Raw genomic sequence first — 19,788 nt, 5'->3', positions numbered from 1 at the left:
GAAATTACAGATAGTGCCCGTTTAACGGATCATTTGCTTAGCTTGGTTGATCGAATGGATGATAGAGACACGATCAATGCCTTTCTGGTTAGAATCGAGAATTTGAGTCCAAGCATCGATCGCTTGTTGGTAGCGCATACTGATGAAGTGATCGGTCGCTATCAACATCAATGCCGTACGATCGTTGGGATCAAGCTCCATGGATTGATTTAAGAGCACTTTCACATCATCACTCATCGCCTGTGAACTTAGGTAATACAAGGCGCTCGCTTTAGCTGCATAAAGCCCTGAAGGCGCCTGTGGGTCTAAACGAATCGCATAGTCGTAACAGGTAAATGCAGCATCAAACTCCCCTTTCTGCATATAAACACCACCAAGCTTAAACCAAAGGTCTGATTGATTAGGGTCTTGCTCCAAGCTCTGCTGAAGTTCATTTTGGAAATCTGTTGTTGTATAGCTGCTGTCGTCACTTGAAGTAAGTTGAGGGGCTTCTTGTTTCATCTGAGACCAAACCAGAATGCTGACTAATATCGCCACACATGAAATAAGGAGGTTGCTTTTCAGATGACTGGTCTTTCTGTTTGATGCGATCACGATTGCCACTAGAAATAGGCTCATTAGCAGCAAAGCAATCAGTAACCAGATATCCATTCCACTCTCCTTTCATTGACGCTTTACTGTACCTTTTTCTCACTAAAACAATATTGATCGAGGTTTAGCTATTGGCTTTTACACAAGTCACAGCCAAATTTTAGGTAATAAAAAACCGAGCACAATGGCTCGGCTTTTTGTCTCAACTTCTATTTATAGAAGTGAAAGATTACTCAGTGTCTTGCTCGCTATCAGAAGCGTCTGATGCTTGCTCTTCACTTGATTCAGAAACGACTGCTGCTTCAGCGTTTGCTACTTCAGCTTCGCCTTCAACAACCTCAGCTTCTTCTACTTCGTCGATACGTTGTAGACCTACAACATTCTCGTCGTCAGAAGTACGAATCAGTGTTACACCTTGAGTGTTACGACCAACTTGGCTCACTTCCGCAACGCGAGTACGTACTAGCGTACCTGCGTCGGTGATCATCATCATTTCGTCGCCTTCTTCAACTTGAACAGCGCCAACAACTGGGCCATTACGTTCAGAGACTTTGATAGAAACCACACCTTGCGTTGCACGGCCTTTCGTTGGGTATTCAGCTAGTTCAGTACGCTTACCGTAACCGTTTTGAGTCACAGTTAGGATATCGCCTTCGTTAGAAGGAACAATCAACGATACTACTTGATCGTCTTCTGGAAGCTTCATACCACGAACACCAGAGGCAGTGCGGCCCATTGCACGTACTTTGTCCTCGTTAAAGCGAACAACTTTGCCCGATTTAGAGAACAGCATGATGTCGCTATCACCGTTAGTGATGTCAACGCCAATCAGTGAATCATCGTCACGTAGGTTAACTGCAATTAGGCCGTTAGCACGTACGTTTGCGAACTGATCCAGTGATGTCTTCTTAACAGTACCGTCACCCGTTGCCATGAAGATGAATTTCTCGTTAGAGAACTCAGAAACAGGCAGGATAGCCGTGATACGCTCACCTTCTTCTAGAGGAAGAATGTTAACGATAGGCTTACCACGAGCAGTACGACTTGCTAATGGCAGTTGGTAAACTTTCAGACGGTATGTCTTACCACGAGTAGAGAAACATAGGATGTTATCGTGAGTATTAGCAACAAGCAGACGCTCAATGTAATCCTCATCTTTCATCTTAGTTGCACTCTTACCTTTACCACCACGACGCTGAGCTTCGTAGTCGCTTAGGATTTGGTACTTAACGTAACCTGCGTTAGAAAGCGTTACTACAACGTCTTCTTGAGCAATCAGCTCTTCCATGTCGATGTCATGAACTGCCGCTGTGATTTCTGTACGACGCTCGTCGCCATAGATTTCACGTACTGCTTCAAGTTCTTCACGGATAACTTCCATCAAACGCTCAGTGCTTGCAAGAATGTGCATTAGCTCAGCGATTTCTTCTAGAAGGGCTTTGTACTCGTCTAGAATCTTCTCGTGCTCTAGGCCAGTTAGGCGGTGAAGACGAAGTTCTAGAATTGCTTGTGCTTGTGTTTCCGTTAGGAAGTATTGACCATCGCGGATGCCGTATTGGTCTTCCAACCAATCAGGACGAGCCGCATCAGTACCTGCACGCTCAAGCATTGAAGCAACGTTACCAAGATCCCAACCACGAGACACTAAACCAACTTTAGCTTCTGCTGGTGTTGGCGCGCTCTTGATCAGTTCAATGATTTCATCAATGTTAGCAAGTGCTAGAGACAATGCTTCAAGGATGTGTGCACGGTCGCGTGCTTTCTTCAATTCGAAGATAGTACGACGAGTCACAACTTCGCGACGGTGGTCTACGAAGCACTTAAGCATGTCTTTGATGTTGAACAACTGTGGTTGACCGTTATTCAACGCAACCATGTTGATACCGAAAGTCGTTTGCAGTTGAGTTTGAGCGTATAGGTTGTTAAGAACCACTTCGCCTACTGCATCACGCTTACATTCAATAACAATACGCATACCGTCTTTATCAGACTCGTCACGCAGTGCACTGATGCCTTCTACTTTCTTATCTTTAACCAGTTCAGCAATCTTCTCGATCAAACGAGCTTTGTTTACTTGGTAAGGGATCTCAGTAACGATAATGGTTTCTTTACCATTCTTCTCTACTTCGATATCCGCTTTTGAACGCATGTAAACCTTACCGCGGCCAGTCTTGTAAGCATCTACGATGCCTTTACGACCACTGATAAGTGCTGCTGTTGGGAAGTCAGGACCAGGGATATAGTCCATTAGCTCATCAATAGTGATATCTTCATTATTGATAAATGCTAAACAGCCATCAACAACTTCACCAAGGTTATGTGGTGGGATGTTGGTAGCCATACCTACTGCGATACCAGAAGCACCGTTTACCAATAGGTTAGGAATTTTTGTAGGAAGTACTGCTGGAATTTGTTCTGTACCATCGTAGTTCGGTACGTAATCCACAGTTTCCTTATCAAGGTCAGCCAGGAGCTCGTGAGCAATTTTCGCCATACGAACTTCGGTATAACGCATTGCAGCCGCGGAGTCGCCATCGATAGAACCAAAGTTACCTTGGCCATCAACTAGCATGTAACGCAGTGAGAACGGTTGCGCCATACGAACAATAGTATCGTATACAGCACTATCACCATGTGGGTGGTATTTACCGATTACATCACCTACTACACGAGCAGACTTTTTATATGGTTTGTTCCAATCATTACCTAGTACATTCATCGCGAACAAAACGCGGCGGTGTACAGGTTTTAGGCCATCACGCACATCTGGAAGGGCACGACCAACGATGACGGACATCGCGTAGTCTAGGTATGAACCTCTAAGCTCATCTTCAATATTTACGGGCGTGATCTCTTTCGCTAGATCGCTCATAGAGCCATTTTCCCTCTATAGTCAGATCGTATTTTTGAATACGTATAAGACCGAAAAATATAACACAAATTTACCTACGGAGGCATCACTTTCCCTCTCCTTTTACCATCTTGTGACCCTTGTAGCCAATCAATTGATGAGAAATTGCACCTCCGCATCATATCTTGCTGAAACATGGTCACTTTACATCCAATAAACTAGCAAAATTGTAGATCTTCTGGTCAGAGCGAAAAGGCAAGTTATAATGCCTGCAATTTCATGGATGCATTATTTAACTTGGAAATGCCGATTATGACTAAATCACAGAACGTAGACCCAGCAGAAATCAAAAAATTCGAAGACATGGCGTCGCGCTGGTGGGATCTGGAAGGCGAGTTTAAGCCTCTACATCAAATCAACCCACTGCGCCTAAATTACGTGCTAGAAAAGACCGAAGGTTTATTTGGTAAGAAAGTCCTCGATGTTGGCTGCGGTGGCGGCATTTTGGCTGAAAGCATGGCTGTTGAGGGCGCAGTAGTCATTGGCCTAGATATGGGTAAAGAACCGCTAGAAGTGGCACGTCTTCACGCATTGGAAACTGGCATCAAGCTCGATTATATCCAGAGCACCATCGAAGACCATGCAGAACAGAATCCACAAACTTACGATGTGGTGACATGTATGGAAATGCTAGAGCACGTTCCTGATCCACAATCTGTGATTAGTGCATGTTCAAAATTAGTGAAACCGGGTGGTCACGTGTTCTTCTCTACCTTGAACCGTAACTTCAAATCTTACCTGTTCGCTATTGTTGGTGCAGAAAAGCTACTTAAGATTGTTCCTGAGGGCACTCATGAGCACGAGAAGTTCATTCGCCCTGCTGAACTTATCAAGATGGTCGATAACACTCCGCTGCAAGAACTAGGGATTACAGGGCTGCACTACAATCCTCTTACGGACACTTATCGTTTAGGCACAAATGTAGACGTAAACTACATCGTCCACACGCAAAACTTTGGCTAAAAAATATCGGTAGCCCTACCGTAAAACCTTTTGTAAAAAAGACGAATGAAAAGAGTTGCAATTACCATAACTTTGCGACTTTTTTCAGTCTAAATTTCGTGCGCTAGCTTCCATTTTGACCACCTCGATTTAAATTTAATCGCCTAAAATCAATCGCCCATTTTGGCCAAAGATCAAGGAATTTTTTTTTATGGGCGTGCAAAAATAAAGCATCATTAAAAGCCGACTTTTATACAATCAAGTCACATATAACCTCATCAGTTAGTGGTCACTTACAGTTTTTTTTCAATCCACCACTTATCCACAAGCAACCCCATTTCTTTACCTTGAAAAATATCAGTTGTAGCACTATCTTGTAACCCAACAAACAAATGACCCCTATATGTTGTGTTTGAACTACAATGTATGGGTAGACCAAGATCACAAAGCCGAAACGTAATTTACAAAAATTACACAGAAATACACAAAAACACGGCCTTGTTCAGTTTTGTTAGGGAAATTAAGCAGAATGAACCAACAACTTACTGTTACCAAGCGTAACGGGCGCAAAGAAACGATCGATCTAGAGAAGATCCATCGCGTGATTACATGGGCAGCTGAAGGCTTGCACAATGTTTCTGTATCACAAGTAGAATTGAAAGCTCACATTCAGTTTTACGATGGCATCACCACTACTGACATTCATGAAACTATCATCAAGTCAGCAGCGGATTTAATCTCTGAAGAGACTCCTGATTACCAATATCTAGCAGCACGTCTGTCTGTATTCCACCTACGTAAAAAAGCGTACGGCGAATACGAGCCGCCTGCACTGTATGACCACGTTGCAAAACTGGTTGATATGGGTAAATACGATAGCCACCTTATGGAAGATTACACGAAAGCTGAATTCGAAGAGCTTGACGAGTACATCGACCACAAACGTGACTTAGACTTCTCTTACGCAGCGGTTAAGCAGCTCGAAGGTAAATACTTCGTGCAAAACCGTGTAACGAAAGAAATCTACGAGAGTGCTCAGTTCCTTTACATTTTAGTTGCTGCGTGTCTATTCGCTAAATACCCGAAATCGACTCGTCTTGACTACATCAAACGTTTTTACGACGCATCGTCTACGTTTAAGATTTCTCTACCTACACCGATCATGTCTGGTGTACGTACGCCTACTCGTCAATTCAGTTCTTGTGTACTGATCGAGTGTGGTGACAGCCTTGATTCAATCAACGCGACAGCAAGCTCAATTGTTCGTTACGTATCTCAACGTGCTGGTATTGGTATCAACGCAGGTCGTATCCGTGCGCTTGGTTCTGAAATCCGTAATGGTGAAGCGTTCCACACAGGCTGTATCCCTTTCTACAAATACTTCCAAACAGCAGTAAAATGTTGTTCTCAAGGTGGTGTTCGTGGCGGTGCAGCAACGGTATTCTACCCACTATGGCACGGTGAAGTTCAGTCTCTATTAGTACTGAAAAACAACCGCGGCGTTGAAGAGAACCGAGTTCGTCACATGGATTACGGCGTACAGCTGAACAAGCTTATGTACTCTCGCCTAGTTCAGGGTGGCAACATCAGCCTGTTCTCACCTTCAGACGTACCTGGCCTTTACGATGCGTTCTTCGAAAACCAAGACCGTTTTGAAGAGCTATACGTTAAGTACGAAAACGATCCTTCAGTGAAGCGTGAAACGGTTAAAGCCGTTGAGCTTTTCTCTCTGCTAATGCAAGAGCGTGCTTCTACTGGTCGTATCTACATTCAGAACGTTGACCACTGTAATACACACAGCCCGTTTGATTCTGAAGTAGCACCTGTTCGTCAATCGAACCTATGTCTAGAAATCGCGCTTCCTACTAAGCCACTTTCTAACGTAGAAGATGACGAAGGCGAAATTGCACTATGTACGCTTTCAGCATTCAACCTTGGCGCAATCAATGAACTGGACGACCTAGCAGAGCTTTCTGAGCTGGTTGTTCGTGCTCTAGATGCACTGCTTGATTACCAAGACTACCCGCTTCCAGCTGCATACAAGTCGACAATGAACCGTCGTACTTTAGGTGTAGGTGTAATCAACTACGCATACTACCTAGCGAAGAATGGTGTTAAGTACTCTGATGGCAGCGCGAATGGCCTGACTCACCGTACTTTTGAAGCAATTCAATACCACTTGCTAAAAGCATCTGTTGAACTAGCGAAAGAGCAAGGCCGTTGCCCATCTTTCCACGAGACCAACTACGCGAAAGGCCTACTGCCAATCGATACTTACAAAAAAGATATCGACTTAGTATGTGAAGAGCCACTGCACTACGATTGGGATTCTCTACGTGAAGAGATCATGGAGCACGGTCTGCGTAACTCTACGCTAACAGCGCTTATGCCTTCTGAGACATCGTCTCAAATCTCGAACGCGACTAACGGTATCGAGCCACCACGTGGTTACGTATCAGTGAAAGCATCGAAAGACGGCATCCTTAAGCAAGTGGTTCCAGATTTCCTAAATCTTAAAGAGAACTACGAGCTACTTTGGAACATTGGTTCTAACGACGGTTACCTACACCTAGTGGGTATCATGCAAAAATTCGTTGACCAAGCTATCTCTGCAAACACTAACTATGACCCAAGTGTTTACGACAGCGGTAAAGTACCAATGAAGAAGCTGCTTCAAGACCTACTAACAGCGTACAAGTACGGTGTTAAGACGCTTTACTACCATAACACTCGTGATGGTGCTAAAGACGACCAAGGCGATGCAGTTCAAGTGCCGGAAGAAGATTGTGAAGGCGGCGGTTGTAAGATCTAAACCGCAATAAACATTAAGACCCCAGAGAAGAGTTATCTTCTCTGGGTTTAAAGCATTAACAGGGTCCGTTTTATTACGGGTCTTTAAAGGATTTGAGGCATTTATGGCTTACAGTACTTTTTCTCAGCAAAAAAATGACCAACTAAAAGAACCAATGTTCTTGGGTCAGTCGGTAAACGTTGCACGTTACGACCAACAAAAATTCGAAATCTTCGAAAAGCTTATCGAGAAGCAGCTTTCTTTCTTCTGGCGTCCAGAAGAAGTAGACGTGTCTAGCGACCGTATCGACTACAACAAGCTTCCTGAGCATGAAAAGCACATCTTCATCTCTAACTTGAAGTACCAAACGCTTCTAGATTCAATCCAAGGCCGCAGCCCTAACGTTGCCCTACTTCCATTGGTATCTCTACCAGAAGTTGAAACTTGGATTGAAACTTGGTCTTTCTCTGAAACGATTCACTCTCGTTCTTACACGCACATCATCCGTAACATCGTGAATGATCCAGGCGTAGTATTCGACGACATCGTTGAAAATGAAGAGATTCTGAAGCGTGCTAAAGACATCGCTTTCTACTACGACGACCTAATCAAGCTAACGGCTGACTACCACCGCTACGGTGAAGGCAACCACAGCATCAACGGCGAAGACGTCAAGATTTCACTTCACGACCTGAAGAAGAAACTTTACCTATGTCTAATGTCTGTAAACGCACTAGAAGCGATTCGTTTCTACGTAAGTTTCGCATGTTCATTTGCATTCGCTGAGCGTGAGCTAATGGAAGGTAACGCGAAGATCATCAAGCTGAAATATGTACAGAATAACTCACACAACGGTCGGTCGGTCGCAATAAACCTGCACTAAACAATGACTTATGCTGTTTGCATTTATGTGAAGACCCACATAAGTTCACACAAGATAAGTTATAAACAGTTTTATGTGAGTTCCACCTATGAGGTGTACTGACGTACAACAAACAAAAATAAGAGACAGTAAAGATGAAGTACTCAACATTTAACAAGACCAAGAACAACCCACTGAAAGAACCAATGTTCTTCGGTCAAAACGTAAACGTTAGTCGTTACGACCAACAACGTCACAGCGTTTTCGAAACGCTAATCGAAAAGCAACTCTCTTTCTTCTGGCGACCAGAAGAGGTTGACGTTTCGACTGATCGCTCAGAGTTCAACAACCTTAGCGATAACGAAAAGCATATCTACATTTCAAACCTGAAATACCAAACTCTGCTTGACTCAATCCAAGGTCGCAGCCCTAACATGGCACTACTACCAATTGTTTCAATCCCAGAGCTGGAGACTTGGATCGAAACATGGTCGTTCTCGGAAACTATCCATAGTCGCTCATACACACATATCCTACGTAATATTTTCAGCGACCCGTCACCAGTATTCGAAGACATTGTTGAAAACGAACAAATCATTGCTCGTGCTGATGCTGTGTCAAAGCATTATGATACGTTGATCGATGCAATTCAGAAGTACCAGCAATATGGCACAGGTACGCACACTGTAAATGGCGAGACAGTTGAAGTTTCACTACGTGACCTTAAGCGAAAGCTTTACATCGCAATGGTAGCAATTAACGCACTAGAAGCCATCAGGTTCTACGTATCGTTTGCTTGCTCATTCGCCTTTGCCGAGCAGGGAAAACTCGTTGGACAAGGTGGCATTATTAAGCTCATCGCTAGGGACGAGCAGCTCCATTTACAAGGCACACAATACATTCTAAATTCATGGAAAAACGGCATGGATGACTTTGAAATGGCAGCAATTGCTGCCGAATTAGAAGATGATGCCATTTCAATCTTCCGTGAAACTGCGGATCAAGAAAAGGAATGGGCTGAATATTTATTCAAAGATGGCTCCATGATTGGCTTGAATAAAGAAATTCTTTGTGACTATGTAGAGTACATTACGAACAGACGTATGACCTCTGTTGGTCTAAAACCTTTATACCCTGAAGTGAAAGATAGTCCATTGCCATGGATGTCTTCATGGTTATCGAGTGATAGTGTTCAAGTCGCACCACAAGAGCAAGAGATATCGTCTTACCTTGTTGGTCAAATCGAGTCTGATGTTGAAGACAATGCCTTCAAGGGCTTCGAGCTGTAACGTATGCACACTATAAGTTTGAACAGCAAGCAATTTCCTGCTGCTGAAGATGATACCGTACTACAAGCCGCTGAAAAGGCTGGCGAGGTTATTTACTCAGAATGTAGAGATGGGTTTTGTGGAGCTTGCAAGTGCAAACTTAAGTCTGGAGCTGTTGTGCCTACTCGTAAAACCATTGCGTATCTACCAGAAGGGTACATACTGACTTGTAGTGTCAAGGCAAATAGCGATCTTGTTTTAGAACTAGACTCCTAAAGTGGATTAGTCTGGACTTGACCTGTCAGTGCTGAAATCGCGGTGCTATCAGAACTGACAGGTTACCCTAACTTGCTTCTACCCCATTGTGTTTTTGCCCCTAGGTTTATTGCCATATCTCCAGCTAAGGTATTAACTCAATAACGAAACTGGCAGTTGTTATCTTTGTACTACATTTTTTATAATCACGTGGTGGCATGGTTAAAGGGAGCGATTAACTGAAATGAAAGCTGAATACGCCTTGCTGAACAGCGTCCTGAACTACATGCAGAAGCACGGCCATTCTCACAAGTATGTACATTTATCTATAGATGAGAATCTAATCAAAGATATTCACTTTGAGAGTGGTGGGAAATTTACTATCGAAGAACTTCAAAAAGGCGCGAACATTTGCCTTGCTAATGATTGGCTTCAACACTCTTATCTCGGTACTGGCAAGTATGAGCAATTGAGTATCACCCAAAGAGGCCTTGGTATTGCCAGAAGCAATCAGATGAAACTGGTAGCTGAAGAAGCGGAGAGCAAAGTCATATTAACTGAGTTAAGTCGCAGCAGAAGACTCTCCAATTGGGTGCAAGAGCACAGTGGATTATTTGTATTGGTAGGAATTCTTATATCGTTGGCAGGCGTTTTGGTAACTTTGTAGCTAGGAGTATTACCTATGAAAATCAGTGGAAAGTGTCTATTTTGTGGGAGTGTCAACATAGGTCAAGACGATTCAGATTTTAAGTCAGGTGATCTAGTTCAATGCAATGACTGCGGGGAGTTTAGCGATTACGATTCAATTTCAGCTATAGCTCTAGAAGAAGCTCAAGCTTTGGTACAAGAGCAACTTCAAGCACAGTTAAAATCTGTGTTCGGGGAAAAATTTAAACCTAAGCGTTGACTAACCTTAAGACAAAACTAGCGATATTAGATTGAAAACGTTCTACCTCTATCCATCCCTTTGTCAATTCAAAGGGTTGATTGAACAATTGTTACTGTAGTTTCCACCTCTTTTTACCCCATTCTCATTTAGAGTCGTTACTCTCAACATTTTTGAAGTTTGTGATATGACCTAGTTTTCTTGATGTATCATTGGGTGGTTTGTTGTTTAGTTCTGACAAACATGGATAGGTTCCCAGAAAACCTATTCATATCTATACTTCGAGTTCCTCATCGGCTTGTTCATTTTCATTGGCAAGAATCCCTTTTTCTTCTAGTTTTCGCTCTATCCAAGAGCTTACTTCGCCAACATATGCTCTCCATTTTTCAGGGTTACTATGTTGAATAGACTCAAGAACACTCGCTTGGATGTCTCTTTTTGTGCAGTATTTCTTTAGTTCAGCATAATATCTATGCCAATCAGGCAAATGGGCAATCTGCCTTGATGCAGCTAAAAGAGATCGATTTCTATCGTCTTCTTCAACCTCTTCTAACCACATCTTGTGGTTGTATTCTGGAGCCGCTTTAGTATTTTCAGGCGGATCATATTCCAAAACAAATTGTCGTACCTGTCTAAGGGCTTCGTTTCGGAAGCCTACAGCTTGCTCATCTTGACCAGATAAGTATTTCCCTAATTTGCGTAATCGCTCATCATCAGCTTTGTCAATGTCTCCATCGAGTACACACAAGACATCATCGATAGGTTGCTCAGATAATAATAATCCAGCTAATACAACATAAGCATTATCTCCAGCACCAAAATATGAAACAGAGACGTAGTCTTGCCATTGTTTTTCTTCTAGCAGTAGATCTAGCGTCAGTTGAGCAAGATCATCTTCCACGTAGATTTTGAGTAACTTTTGATTTAACCCTGTGAGTTGGTTAAAGATTCGTGGATCAAGGTTAGGTAATGTCATTACGTTAGCACCCGTATTCCAAATACCACAAATGTTTATACGATCTCTAAAGTCCGTTACTGTTTCTCTGTGAGTTGTGAATACAATCTCCAAGTTCAAACTTTCAGCAGCAGAAATCAAAACATCTACTAACTTTGAAAAAGCGCTGGAATGCAGCAAAGCCTCTAGCTCATCAATTAGCACGACACCGTTTTTGAGTTCGGGTGAAAAAACTTGCCGTAGTATCTCTACAACTCTTTTCTCACCAGCACCCATAGTATGCTCGCTGTATATTGTTCCATTTTGACCTAAGCCCCAAAACGTTTTTGTTCGGCTTTTGCACAGTACAAGAGAGTCATACTTACGGCCCAGCACGTATGACATTTTATCAATGATGACTTGTTTTTTAGGATGGTCTAACTCTTGGGTTTCATATTTTGCAAACCTGCTAGCACCTCTATTATCTGCAAGAGTAGGTAGGTTCTGTAACCCTATGTATTGGCTTGGTCTTTCAGGACGTCGAGCATAAATAGGTCTCCATCGGTTGTTTTTCCCATAATCAACGGTTGAGTTGACAGGTTTAGATGTTCGCTTTTTAGTATCAACTTGGGTGTACGAATGACTTAGAGAAAATTGGGTATCTGTCCATGTTGAATGCGTGTGTGGAGTAAAGAAATCTTTGAATCTGTTATCTGGTTTAGATGACGCCCCTATTGGTTTGAAGCAACAAGCCAGCGCATGAAGAATGCTGCTTTTTCCCGAACCGTTTACCCCCATAATGGCTGTCACTCTATGGGGAGTGAAATTGATCTCACAAGCGTTAAGGCCTTTCAATTTAGCGATTACAAGCCTATTTAGTCTGAAATCTTTTCGAACTATGTTTGTGGGATTCTTTGGGGGCATGGGTGTACTCTGTATGCAAATGGTTTTTCATTATACAACCTTATGTAATATCAGGAAATACGCCCGTTGGACTGTTTCAGGTAACCAAAGTACTTGGAACAGAAAAGCCTGAGTAGCACCATCAAGAACGAGACAGTGAGTCAAGCGAATTTGGCCTACCTGAGATAATCCGAGCTTCGCTAACTTAGCAAATGCTGTAACTCGTCTCTGCCCCGAAATGAGCTAGCTAGTTAACTGCCTTACGGTGATAGGTAAATTTTTTTGTGAATTTTTAACCTATAGCTCTAAATGGATTAATTGAGACAACCGATTTAGGGCCATGGGTAAATGTTCAAACCATTAACTAACAAGTCTTTGCAATGATCTGAGCGTAGTAGTGATTCACGTCACAAAAAAATACGCCAAAAAATTGAAAAAAACGCGTTTTTATGAAGTGTTTTTTGTGATTTATTTCAATATTAACAGTGGCTTATGGTGTTTTTTTAATGTGCACATAAACTGCCGTTTTAATGCAAAGAGTCTGACCGTGTCAGCGGTTAAAAATAAGCAGTTTTTAAGCACTTTAGTCTTTCATTTACTAATTAGTATTTTCGATACTAATTAATACTAAAACAGACATCAGCCTGTTGTGAGATGTTAAATATTTAGTCACTAAGGTTTAGATGCTAGGTAAGATATTGAAAGTAAATAAAAATAATGTCGTCGCGTGCTAATTGTGCTGTTGCCTGTGTTTTGCAGTTCGAGGATTTGAGTACTACCATTTTTTACCCGAGTGGTTTACTAATAATCTCTTTGAAATCAATGATTTATTGCGTAACCAAAGTTTGGTCACCAAGCCTTGGTTGCGTCTGTTTTCGATTGGGGCTTGTCAATGACAGAGTGTGCTAGAAATCATTCATAGATGTAGCCCTAAATGCTCAATGGAAACCACCCCAAATGCATAATGGAGGTGGCTCCAGATGCATAATGCGAGTAAATCAAATAACATTCAATTGCTTAATAAACAATAACTTAATCATTAGTTCACTTAGAATTTTCATTTAGCTTTCTTTGGTAACTTTTATGAGTAAATACAGCAGTGCTACTAATGCACAGAATATCATCTACGACGCTAATAAAATTTTGGGTGAATTGTCCCAATGTGTTGATCGAACAAACTATGTAAAATTCGTAAACGCCCCGTGGGTTCATGGGGCTTTTACGTTGGAGCATCGTCTTGCCATTTCAAATCTCCGTGTGGTTAGAGAGTTGATCTTATTCTTCGTGCTGAAAGATTAGAATGCGGGGTTCGTGACACGCTTACATCAGACCTGATAACTAATCCAAAAACTATCCCATCATTCATAAAAATGCACCCCTGCAATAAAACACTTGATCGCAAGTTATTGTTTTTAAATGAATTTATTGAATTGTGGCTTAAGGGGCGTTATCATTAAAACTCATTGATTGGAGGTATAAATGCTAGAGTTTTTTCAGTTTATTACCAGCGACCTCTGGGTGTTTGCTGGCAGTACGATATTTTTTTGTTCAGGAACGATGTCAATAGGCTGGGCATTAAACGCGCTGTGTTTAGGGTTGAGAGGCATTAAATCTGATGACGTATTCTAAATTAGTTAGGTCAAACATACGTGAGTTAAAAATCGAAATAGACAAATTTGTTGATCAAATTAAATCGCAAAAAGATCCTATTGGCCGGGTAACTGAATTATCAACTGATAATATTTATGTTCGACTACGATTACCAACCCCCGATCAACTCCGAGTTATGGGTTGGAAGATGGACAGAGACTCGAAAAATTTTGACGCATTTATGCTCAGGGGTATCGCTATTGAAGCTATCGAAATCATGAACAGGAAAGTTCTCGGTTTAGGTCTATTTAATTATCTAGTCTCACAACTGTTCAATATAGTGGGGCTGCAATTCATTTTCATAAATAATGTTAGTTCGTTGACGCTCTCATTTCGCCTTCATAATAGCATACGATGGCAGCCTCTAGTTTTCGGTATGGATCCGGTTCTATTTAATATAGATGAGTGTATGCCATTTTTGAGAGAAAACACTAAACAACACGCATACATACAATCAATTCTCCGTGAATCGCTTAGATACGGCGAGAATGGAGATTTGGCAATTGAAAACACGTTAGACCATCTAGATGCTCTAGACTACTGCACTACAGTCGATGGGGCTAATGCTGATAGGAAAAGACGATTTGTTGATCATAAATCGATGGCATTCAGGGCGAAAAGAGTTCTTATGGAGGAGCAAACGATTACATCGAAGGGCTTGGGTATATCGTTAGATGAGCTAAATACAAGAACGTTGTTCAAACATTATTACACAACGCCAGATCGTTTTAATCAATTAACTAGTACTCCATCACTTTGAATAAGAGGGAAAACAATGAAACTACCTGAATTGGAATTATTCAACATTAAAGGCTCGCCATTTCTAGTCGTTGACCCTAGTGTATTACCTGCCGAAGTTATGGCCAAATTGGACGAATTTATGATAGGAAAAACAGTCAGCCACGCGGTATTTATATACGAGCAGGATTGGAATGAATTTTGCCATGCTGTTGAGCGCGGCGACATTAAATGATCTGTTCCATCGATACTGGGACACTCCCAAAAGCGACTTTTCCATACTTATAATAATTTATGCTTTGCTAAATTAGCAATCTAGATATGGTAGAAATGTCCATAGAAGTTTTTGCGAGTTAAGTTCAAGCAACAAACGGAGTACATCATGAATATTACAGAACAGGTAGCAGAAATTTGTCGACAATATGACAATTTTCTTATTGAAGCAAGCCAGAGCAAGCTAGGTTTAAAAAAACGCTTGCAGACAAGAAAAATAAATTTGTACGTGAGCAAGTATATGTCCAGTAAATCAACCAGTTACCCAAGACTTGTAATTGGTGCAATTGAATTTGATAAAAACTTCCAAGGCAAAGGAGTTTTGTCTAAGTTATTAAAACACTTTGAAAACAATTTAGGGGATTTCATTGCTATAGAAGTAGAAAATATCCTCAATCCCCGTTTATCTAGAGCTCTAGAAGCTGGCGGTTACATCTCATCCCCTTTTCGAAATAAATGCGAATTTAATGGTATGGATCAACGCGCAAAAGTGTTTAATTTAGAAGCTGTTATCAGGCAATGTGCTGTTCAGAATAAGTGTTATTGACTCAGCCCCCCCAAAACGTGTGCACTATTAAACTACGGTGTTTATTATTAAATCAATCACTTAGTTGAAATTTACTAAATACACTCTTTCGCACATGACTGTTAAAAATACCGCTGGTCACTCTTCTTAATTGTTAGCCATATGGCTAACAATTCCATTGCAACTTAGAATGTTAGCTATATTGTTAACCACAAGGCAAATGATAAATGATATGGGTTTGACACAGGTACAAGTATCAAAACTGACTAGAATTAATAAAACGACCATCTCAGAAATCGAAAATAGTCATTTACAGGCTCATTCGATATATTTGAAAGATTGTTAGATGCCGTTGATTTACAGTTTGAAGTAATAGAAAAGCAACATCAACTGCCCGACTGGGATGATTAACTACTACACTTGGAGTCAAGAATGAAAAATAGAGACTTTGCTGTTGATGCGTTCTTAGAATTACTCGCTAGAGATATTGAGGATAATCCTGATCAGCTCATTCCTGCAACCGAGATGGATCGAACGGAAATTCTCGACCTAGTCGGAGATTTTGATATCGACATCGATACACTTGAAATAACTACAAAGCAGCGACCTAACACCTCAACTTTAAACGATGATAGCACCTTAATTTAACCTGATTCCCATGATTTTTGGCTTGATTAGAGTATACGTTCAGCTAGCTACTCTTTGGTCAAACAAGGAATGAGTAAACTCAAAGTTATTGATACCCTGAGCTAGTTTGGTAACTCACACGATCTCAGCGAGGAGTATGAGGATTCATTATTCAACGCAATGTGCGATATAGAACGATACTTTTGAAGATCTTGAATTTCTGAAGATTGCTTTTGTGCGTTACCGTTAGTATTTCTACAAGTGAAGGTTATGTCCATAGGCTTCTCAGCGTGGTCATTGCTAGCAAAGTTTTGCCCCATTGTGTGTTTCGACCGATTGAACAAACTCTTCACTAAAGCATCATTTGACTTACTTTTTTTCATGCCTAGAACTCTAACTATCTAACCAAATTTGCTAATCCACTACACTATCAGTTAAAGAGATTATTTAGCCTAACGTGATAGTAATTAGCTAAATCGCTTTCGCCCCATAGCGAGTTAGAAAGCTAAGTCACAAACGCCCCCAATCGCCTTAGTGACCTATAAATTTGTGGCTAGAATAACTAAACCACAACACCCAGCTGTAGCACGACGGAGAAGCACAAAAGAGTAAATATGCCCTGCTGAACATCGACAAAAATCAGCGCGCAGCCCTGCTTGCCTTTCTGCAGGGCTTCTAATCTTTGATTTAAACTTCCGGTCGCTTTTTGTAAATAAAAAAGTAGCCGGAAGTTTATCTCATTTCAAATAACTCCTGATGAAAATCAGAATGATGAAGACCATTTCCAACAAAGTGTGATTTTAATGCATCACCAAGTTTTGCCGGACCGCAAACCCAGAAATCTGTTGAATGAAGATCACTGATAAAGGTCTCAATAGCCTGTGCGGTTAAATAACCCTGCTGTTTAGTATTGGTAATATGTAACCTTATACGGGCATTGTCAGCGAGTGCCTGCAGTTTATTGATAAAGTCTGCGTCCGGCATTGCGGTTGCATAAAACAGATCGATATTCTGCGGCTTTCTCTGCCCGGCTAACTGTTCCAGTTTAGAGAAAAATGGAGCGATGCCGATACCACCAGCGACCCAGATCTGCTGTGCTTTATCACTGCTGAAATTAAAATTGCCGTAAGGCCCTTCTATAACAACTTCCTGTCCGACTGATAACGTCGCCGGTAATGTATTAACATAGTCACCAATTTGTTTTATTTTAAAAGAAATTCCCTTTTGCTCTGCCCAGTCTGAGGCAATCGAAAAAGGATGTGCACCCTCTTTTTTATCAAAAGTGACAAAAGCAAACTGTCCCGGTTGATGCCCTGCCCATGGCGTTGTCGGTCTTATGGTGACAGCCAGTACTTTATTATCTTTATAACGGCGCAGCTCACTTATCTCGCCGTAGGTTTTCTTGGAATAACCTATTTGACCAAATAATGAGGTTAACGCGCCTAACGTGCCGAGCAGTAATAAAACAGCCATCAGCACTCCGACAGGTGTCGACCAGTCTTCTATTTTCATTAAAATAAATGAATGGTAAGCAATAGCAAGGTAAACCACTGCCATCAGTTTATGACTTTGACGGGCTTGTTTATAAGGGATTTTTTTAATTAAAATTAAAAGCGATAAAGCAACAAACAAATAAAATGCCCATTCACCGATATCTTTAGCAAAGTGCTGCTGAAAATCCGTAAATTCATAAAACCAGCTGACGGGTGCATCACTTAGCACTTTATTTTTCACCGGTTTAGTAAGCAGGCCTAAATCAATCATCCACTTAGGTGCGGTTTTAATTAACCAGTGTGCGACAGCTGCCGAGAAGGCAACGATCCCTAACCACTTATGAAGGCGGTATCGCTTGTCCAGACCGTCAAGGAAAGAATCCGGAAATAGATGGCGGACTGCTAATAAAACAGTAATGGACATAGCAGCAGTCGCAATAATACCGGTCTCGAATAATAGCGATTTTCGGATTGACCAAAATTCAGCAAGGGTTGCCTGAGCACCGGCGGTAGTTAACCAGAGTCCGCAAATGACCAGCATAATAGTCAGAAAAGCATAGTGGATAGATTTCATATTCGTTCCTTTTAATCCCGATTTTATACCCGTCACCATTCAAAGTGTTTTATTCAGTCGCTAGCTCGGACACTAAGACAAGGCGTAATATGATGACCTTTCGAACGATTAACTATCGTTAATCCTCTCTCGGCATGAATTAAAGGCATCAACCATTAGTTAGAAAGCCTTGCTTGAATCAGTTATATTTTCTGCTTCCTGCCTAGAAGCTGTCCACTTCACCGCTCGCTGAATTTTGTACCTTGAAGATAAGGAGTAAATTGGTTGAGAACTGAAGTATAGACCCTTTAACCATTTCAACAATGTGGATAAAACATTACAAAAAGTTAATTTTAGCCCTTGTGCTGTGTTGTCAACTTATGTACTCGGTTCGATTAAAGGCATAAAATTCCTAGCTCGCTACATGCCCCAAAGCGCCCTAGGAACTATAAATTAGTGGCCAACATTACTTGGCCACAACAAAAGGCTTCACATCTATTCCTTCCCGATGTTTTAGCCTTATAAAGAGACTTGTCTGCTTGTAAAAACAAGTTATCGGTATCAATAACTTTTCCTTTGATAGTAGAAATACCAATACTTACCGTGACAACACCTGCATCGGTAGAGTATTCATGAGTAATTGCTTCAGCTTGTATATTTTTTCTTATTCTTTCTGCGACATCTTTTGCATCACGGAGGTTAGTATTGGGCAATACAACCACAAACTCTTCTCCACCATATCTTGCTAATAGATCAGATTCTCTACTCACATTTTTTCTTAATTGGCTAGAAATTATCTTTAGCGTAGTATCCCCCGCAGCATGACCATAATTATCATTGTAGTTTTTGAAATTATCAATATCTATAATCATAAGTGACAAGGGTTCACCAGATCGCCTTGAAAATGATAAAATTCTTTTTAAATATGCTGAATAAGTACGACGATTATATAGCCCTGTCAAAGGATCAATCTCGCTAAGCTCCTTTAATTTCATATTTACCTCAACTAATTCTTCTTTAAGCTTTTGGAGATTAACTTGATCAGTAATATCACGACTAATACCGAACACTCCTATCAACTCACTTCCTCCATCTTTGTAAAGAGGCCATTTATAGGTAGATACCCAGCCCTCATTTCCATCTTTATCTGTATAAGGCTCGATTTTATTTAGTTTTTGTATTCCACCTTCGATTATTTTTTCATCTTCCTTACGATATGCGAATGCATCATCATGAGGAAACACATCAAAGTCATCTTTACCGCGAAGTTCCTTCCATGAATTTTCCCCGACAAGATCTGCAAAGCTCTGACTGCACAATATGAACTTATAATTCAGATCCTTAAAGTAGATGTAATCGCTAGTAATAGATAATAAGGACATGAGGTGACTGAGGAAATTACTTTGCATACATCTGCTCTCTTATTTTTCGCGGGCTCACAAAATGTCAGCGTTAAATTATCCGTCAATATTAAAGATAGCTAACTTGGCCAACTAAACCAAGTCACTACCTTCATTACCTATGCCAATCGAAGTGGTATTTTCGGTCTACTGATAGTGGATATTTGTATAATTAAGCAAGTTGT

At 41.2% G+C, this 19,788-nt stretch carries 15 protein-coding genes and 1 pseudogene; 11 read left to right on the top strand and 5 right to left on the bottom strand.

All coding sequences use genetic code 11. The features are described 5' to 3' along the window. Window positions 1–21: 21 nt before the first annotated feature. Together AB4209_RS08280 and gyrA are read right to left on the bottom strand one after the other, a co-directional pair. Window positions 22–651, bottom strand: a complete 630-nt coding sequence (locus AB4209_RS08280; RefSeq protein ID WP_137001111.1) for a tetratricopeptide repeat protein — start codon at window positions 649–651, stop codon at window positions 22–24. A 169-nt stretch (window positions 652–820) separates the two neighbouring features. Then, window positions 821–3,463: a DNA topoisomerase (ATP-hydrolyzing) subunit A gene (gene gyrA / locus AB4209_RS08275; RefSeq protein ID WP_017072500.1), complete on the bottom strand. Its 2,643-nt coding sequence runs from the start codon at window positions 3,461–3,463 to the stop codon at window positions 821–823. A 258-nt stretch (window positions 3,464–3,721) separates the two neighbouring features. On the opposite strand from gyrA, the gene ubiG reads away from it, so the two are divergent. The 7 genes and pseudogenes from ubiG (at window position 3,722) to AB4209_RS08240 (ending at window position 10,527) form a co-directional block, all read left to right on the top strand. Next, window positions 3,722–4,465 (top strand): bifunctional 2-polyprenyl-6-hydroxyphenol methylase/3-demethylubiquinol 3-O-methyltransferase UbiG, encoded by a 744-nt coding sequence (gene ubiG / locus AB4209_RS08270; RefSeq protein WP_372055507.1) that lies wholly within the window; start codon window positions 3,722–3,724, stop codon window positions 4,463–4,465. A 508-nt stretch (window positions 4,466–4,973) separates the two neighbouring features. Beyond that, window positions 4,974–7,256 (top strand): class 1a ribonucleoside-diphosphate reductase subunit alpha, encoded by a 2,283-nt coding sequence (gene nrdA, locus AB4209_RS08265; protein ID WP_017060992.1) that lies wholly within the window; start codon window positions 4,974–4,976, stop codon window positions 7,254–7,256. Window positions 7,257–7,359: 103 nt separating this feature from the next. Continuing rightward, window positions 7,360–8,112, top strand: a pseudogene (gene nrdB / locus AB4209_RS08260) (class Ia ribonucleoside-diphosphate reductase subunit beta); the annotation flags it as partial. Window positions 8,113–8,252: 140 nt separating this feature from the next. Further along, a complete protein-coding gene (nrdB, locus tag AB4209_RS08255) occupies window positions 8,253–9,386 on the top strand; it encodes a class Ia ribonucleoside-diphosphate reductase subunit beta (RefSeq protein ID WP_372055505.1) in 1,134 nt (377 codons plus the stop codon). Between the two features lie 3 nt (window positions 9,387–9,389). Further along, on the top strand, window positions 9,390–9,641 hold the full coding sequence (locus tag AB4209_RS08250) for a 2Fe-2S iron-sulfur cluster-binding protein (protein WP_372055503.1): 252 nt from the start codon (window positions 9,390–9,392) through the stop codon (window positions 9,639–9,641). A 223-nt stretch (window positions 9,642–9,864) separates the two neighbouring features. Continuing rightward, window positions 9,865–10,287: a hypothetical protein gene (locus AB4209_RS08245; RefSeq protein ID WP_372055501.1), complete on the top strand. Its 423-nt coding sequence runs from the start codon at window positions 9,865–9,867 to the stop codon at window positions 10,285–10,287. Window positions 10,288–10,302: 15 nt separating this feature from the next. After that, on the top strand, window positions 10,303–10,527 hold the full coding sequence (locus AB4209_RS08240) for a hypothetical protein (protein ID WP_372055499.1): 225 nt from the start codon (window positions 10,303–10,305) through the stop codon (window positions 10,525–10,527). 253 nt (window positions 10,528–10,780) lie between these two features. Here AB4209_RS08240 and AB4209_RS08235 read toward each other — a convergent pair whose 3' ends face one another. Continuing rightward, window positions 10,781–12,364, bottom strand: coding sequence for an ATP/GTP-binding protein (locus AB4209_RS08235; RefSeq protein WP_017101286.1), 1,584 nt, complete (start codon window positions 12,362–12,364; stop codon window positions 10,781–10,783). Window positions 12,365–13,958: 1,594 nt separating this feature from the next. Here AB4209_RS08235 and AB4209_RS08230 point away from each other — a divergent pair. From AB4209_RS08230 to AB4209_RS08215, 4 genes are all read left to right on the top strand, one after another. Then, a complete protein-coding gene (locus tag AB4209_RS08230; RefSeq protein WP_050053089.1) occupies window positions 13,959–14,753 on the top strand; it encodes a hypothetical protein in 795 nt (264 codons plus the stop codon). 15 nt (window positions 14,754–14,768) lie between these two features. Beyond that, window positions 14,769–14,966 carry a hypothetical protein gene (locus AB4209_RS08225; RefSeq protein WP_050053088.1) on the top strand — a complete coding sequence of 66 codons (198 nt, stop codon included), beginning with the start codon at window positions 14,769–14,771 and terminating at the stop codon, window positions 14,964–14,966. A gap of 147 nt (window positions 14,967–15,113) precedes the next feature. Then, window positions 15,114–15,551 carry a hypothetical protein gene (locus AB4209_RS08220; protein ID WP_372055496.1) on the top strand — a complete coding sequence of 146 codons (438 nt, stop codon included), beginning with the start codon at window positions 15,114–15,116 and terminating at the stop codon, window positions 15,549–15,551. A 411-nt stretch (window positions 15,552–15,962) separates the two neighbouring features. After that, on the top strand, window positions 15,963–16,178 hold the full coding sequence (locus AB4209_RS08215; RefSeq protein WP_050053085.1) for a hypothetical protein: 216 nt from the start codon (window positions 15,963–15,965) through the stop codon (window positions 16,176–16,178). A gap of 711 nt (window positions 16,179–16,889) precedes the next feature. Here AB4209_RS08215 and AB4209_RS08210 read toward each other — a convergent pair. Further along, a complete protein-coding gene (locus tag AB4209_RS08210; protein WP_372055494.1) occupies window positions 16,890–18,224 on the bottom strand; it encodes a ferric reductase-like transmembrane domain-containing protein in 1,335 nt (444 codons plus the stop codon). A gap of 425 nt (window positions 18,225–18,649) precedes the next feature. Beyond that, on the bottom strand, window positions 18,650–19,612 hold the full coding sequence (locus AB4209_RS08205; protein ID WP_372055492.1) for a diguanylate cyclase: 963 nt from the start codon (window positions 19,610–19,612) through the stop codon (window positions 18,650–18,652). Between the last annotated feature and the right edge of the window lie 176 nt (window positions 19,613–19,788).

The organism is Vibrio sp. 10N.286.48.C11 (assembly GCF_041469805.1).
Lineage (GTDB): Bacteria > Pseudomonadota > Gammaproteobacteria > Enterobacterales > Vibrionaceae > Vibrio > Vibrio crassostreae_C.
This window is presented reverse-complemented; position numbering and strand designations above follow the sequence as displayed.

What these genes read in the sequence shown, in the direction of transcription:
- AB4209_RS08250 (WP_372055503.1), top strand. Translation starts at nt 9,390, where the DNA reads ATGCACACTATAAGTTTGAACAGCAAGCAATTTCCTGCTGCTGAAGAT.
- AB4209_RS08210 (WP_372055494.1), bottom strand. Translation starts at nt 18,224, where the DNA reads ATGAAATCTATCCACTATGCTTTTCTGACTATTATGCTGGTCATTTGC.
- AB4209_RS08240 (WP_372055499.1), top strand. Translation starts at nt 10,303, where the DNA reads ATGAAAATCAGTGGAAAGTGTCTATTTTGTGGGAGTGTCAACATAGGT.
- AB4209_RS08225 (WP_050053088.1), top strand. Translation starts at nt 14,769, where the DNA reads ATGAAACTACCTGAATTGGAATTATTCAACATTAAAGGCTCGCCATTT.
- AB4209_RS08245 (WP_372055501.1), top strand. Translation starts at nt 9,865, where the DNA reads ATGAAAGCTGAATACGCCTTGCTGAACAGCGTCCTGAACTACATGCAG.
- AB4209_RS08205 (WP_372055492.1), bottom strand. Translation starts at nt 19,612, where the DNA reads ATGCAAAGTAATTTCCTCAGTCACCTCATGTCCTTATTATCTATTACT.
- nrdB (WP_372055505.1), top strand. Translation starts at nt 8,253, where the DNA reads ATGAAGTACTCAACATTTAACAAGACCAAGAACAACCCACTGAAAGAA.
- nrdA (WP_017060992.1), top strand. Translation starts at nt 4,974, where the DNA reads ATGAACCAACAACTTACTGTTACCAAGCGTAACGGGCGCAAAGAAACG.
- AB4209_RS08235 (WP_017101286.1), bottom strand. Translation starts at nt 12,364, where the DNA reads ATGCCCCCAAAGAATCCCACAAACATAGTTCGAAAAGATTTCAGACTA.
- AB4209_RS08280 (WP_137001111.1), bottom strand. Translation starts at nt 651, where the DNA reads ATGGATATCTGGTTACTGATTGCTTTGCTGCTAATGAGCCTATTTCTA.
- ubiG (WP_372055507.1), top strand. Translation starts at nt 3,722, where the DNA reads ATGGATGCATTATTTAACTTGGAAATGCCGATTATGACTAAATCACAG.
- AB4209_RS08215 (WP_050053085.1), top strand. Translation starts at nt 15,963, where the DNA reads ATGAAAAATAGAGACTTTGCTGTTGATGCGTTCTTAGAATTACTCGCT.
- gyrA (WP_017072500.1), bottom strand. Translation starts at nt 3,463, where the DNA reads ATGAGCGATCTAGCGAAAGAGATCACGCCCGTAAATATTGAAGATGAG.
- AB4209_RS08230 (WP_050053089.1), top strand. Translation starts at nt 13,959, where the DNA reads ATGACGTATTCTAAATTAGTTAGGTCAAACATACGTGAGTTAAAAATC.
- AB4209_RS08220 (WP_372055496.1), top strand. Translation starts at nt 15,114, where the DNA reads ATGAATATTACAGAACAGGTAGCAGAAATTTGTCGACAATATGACAAT.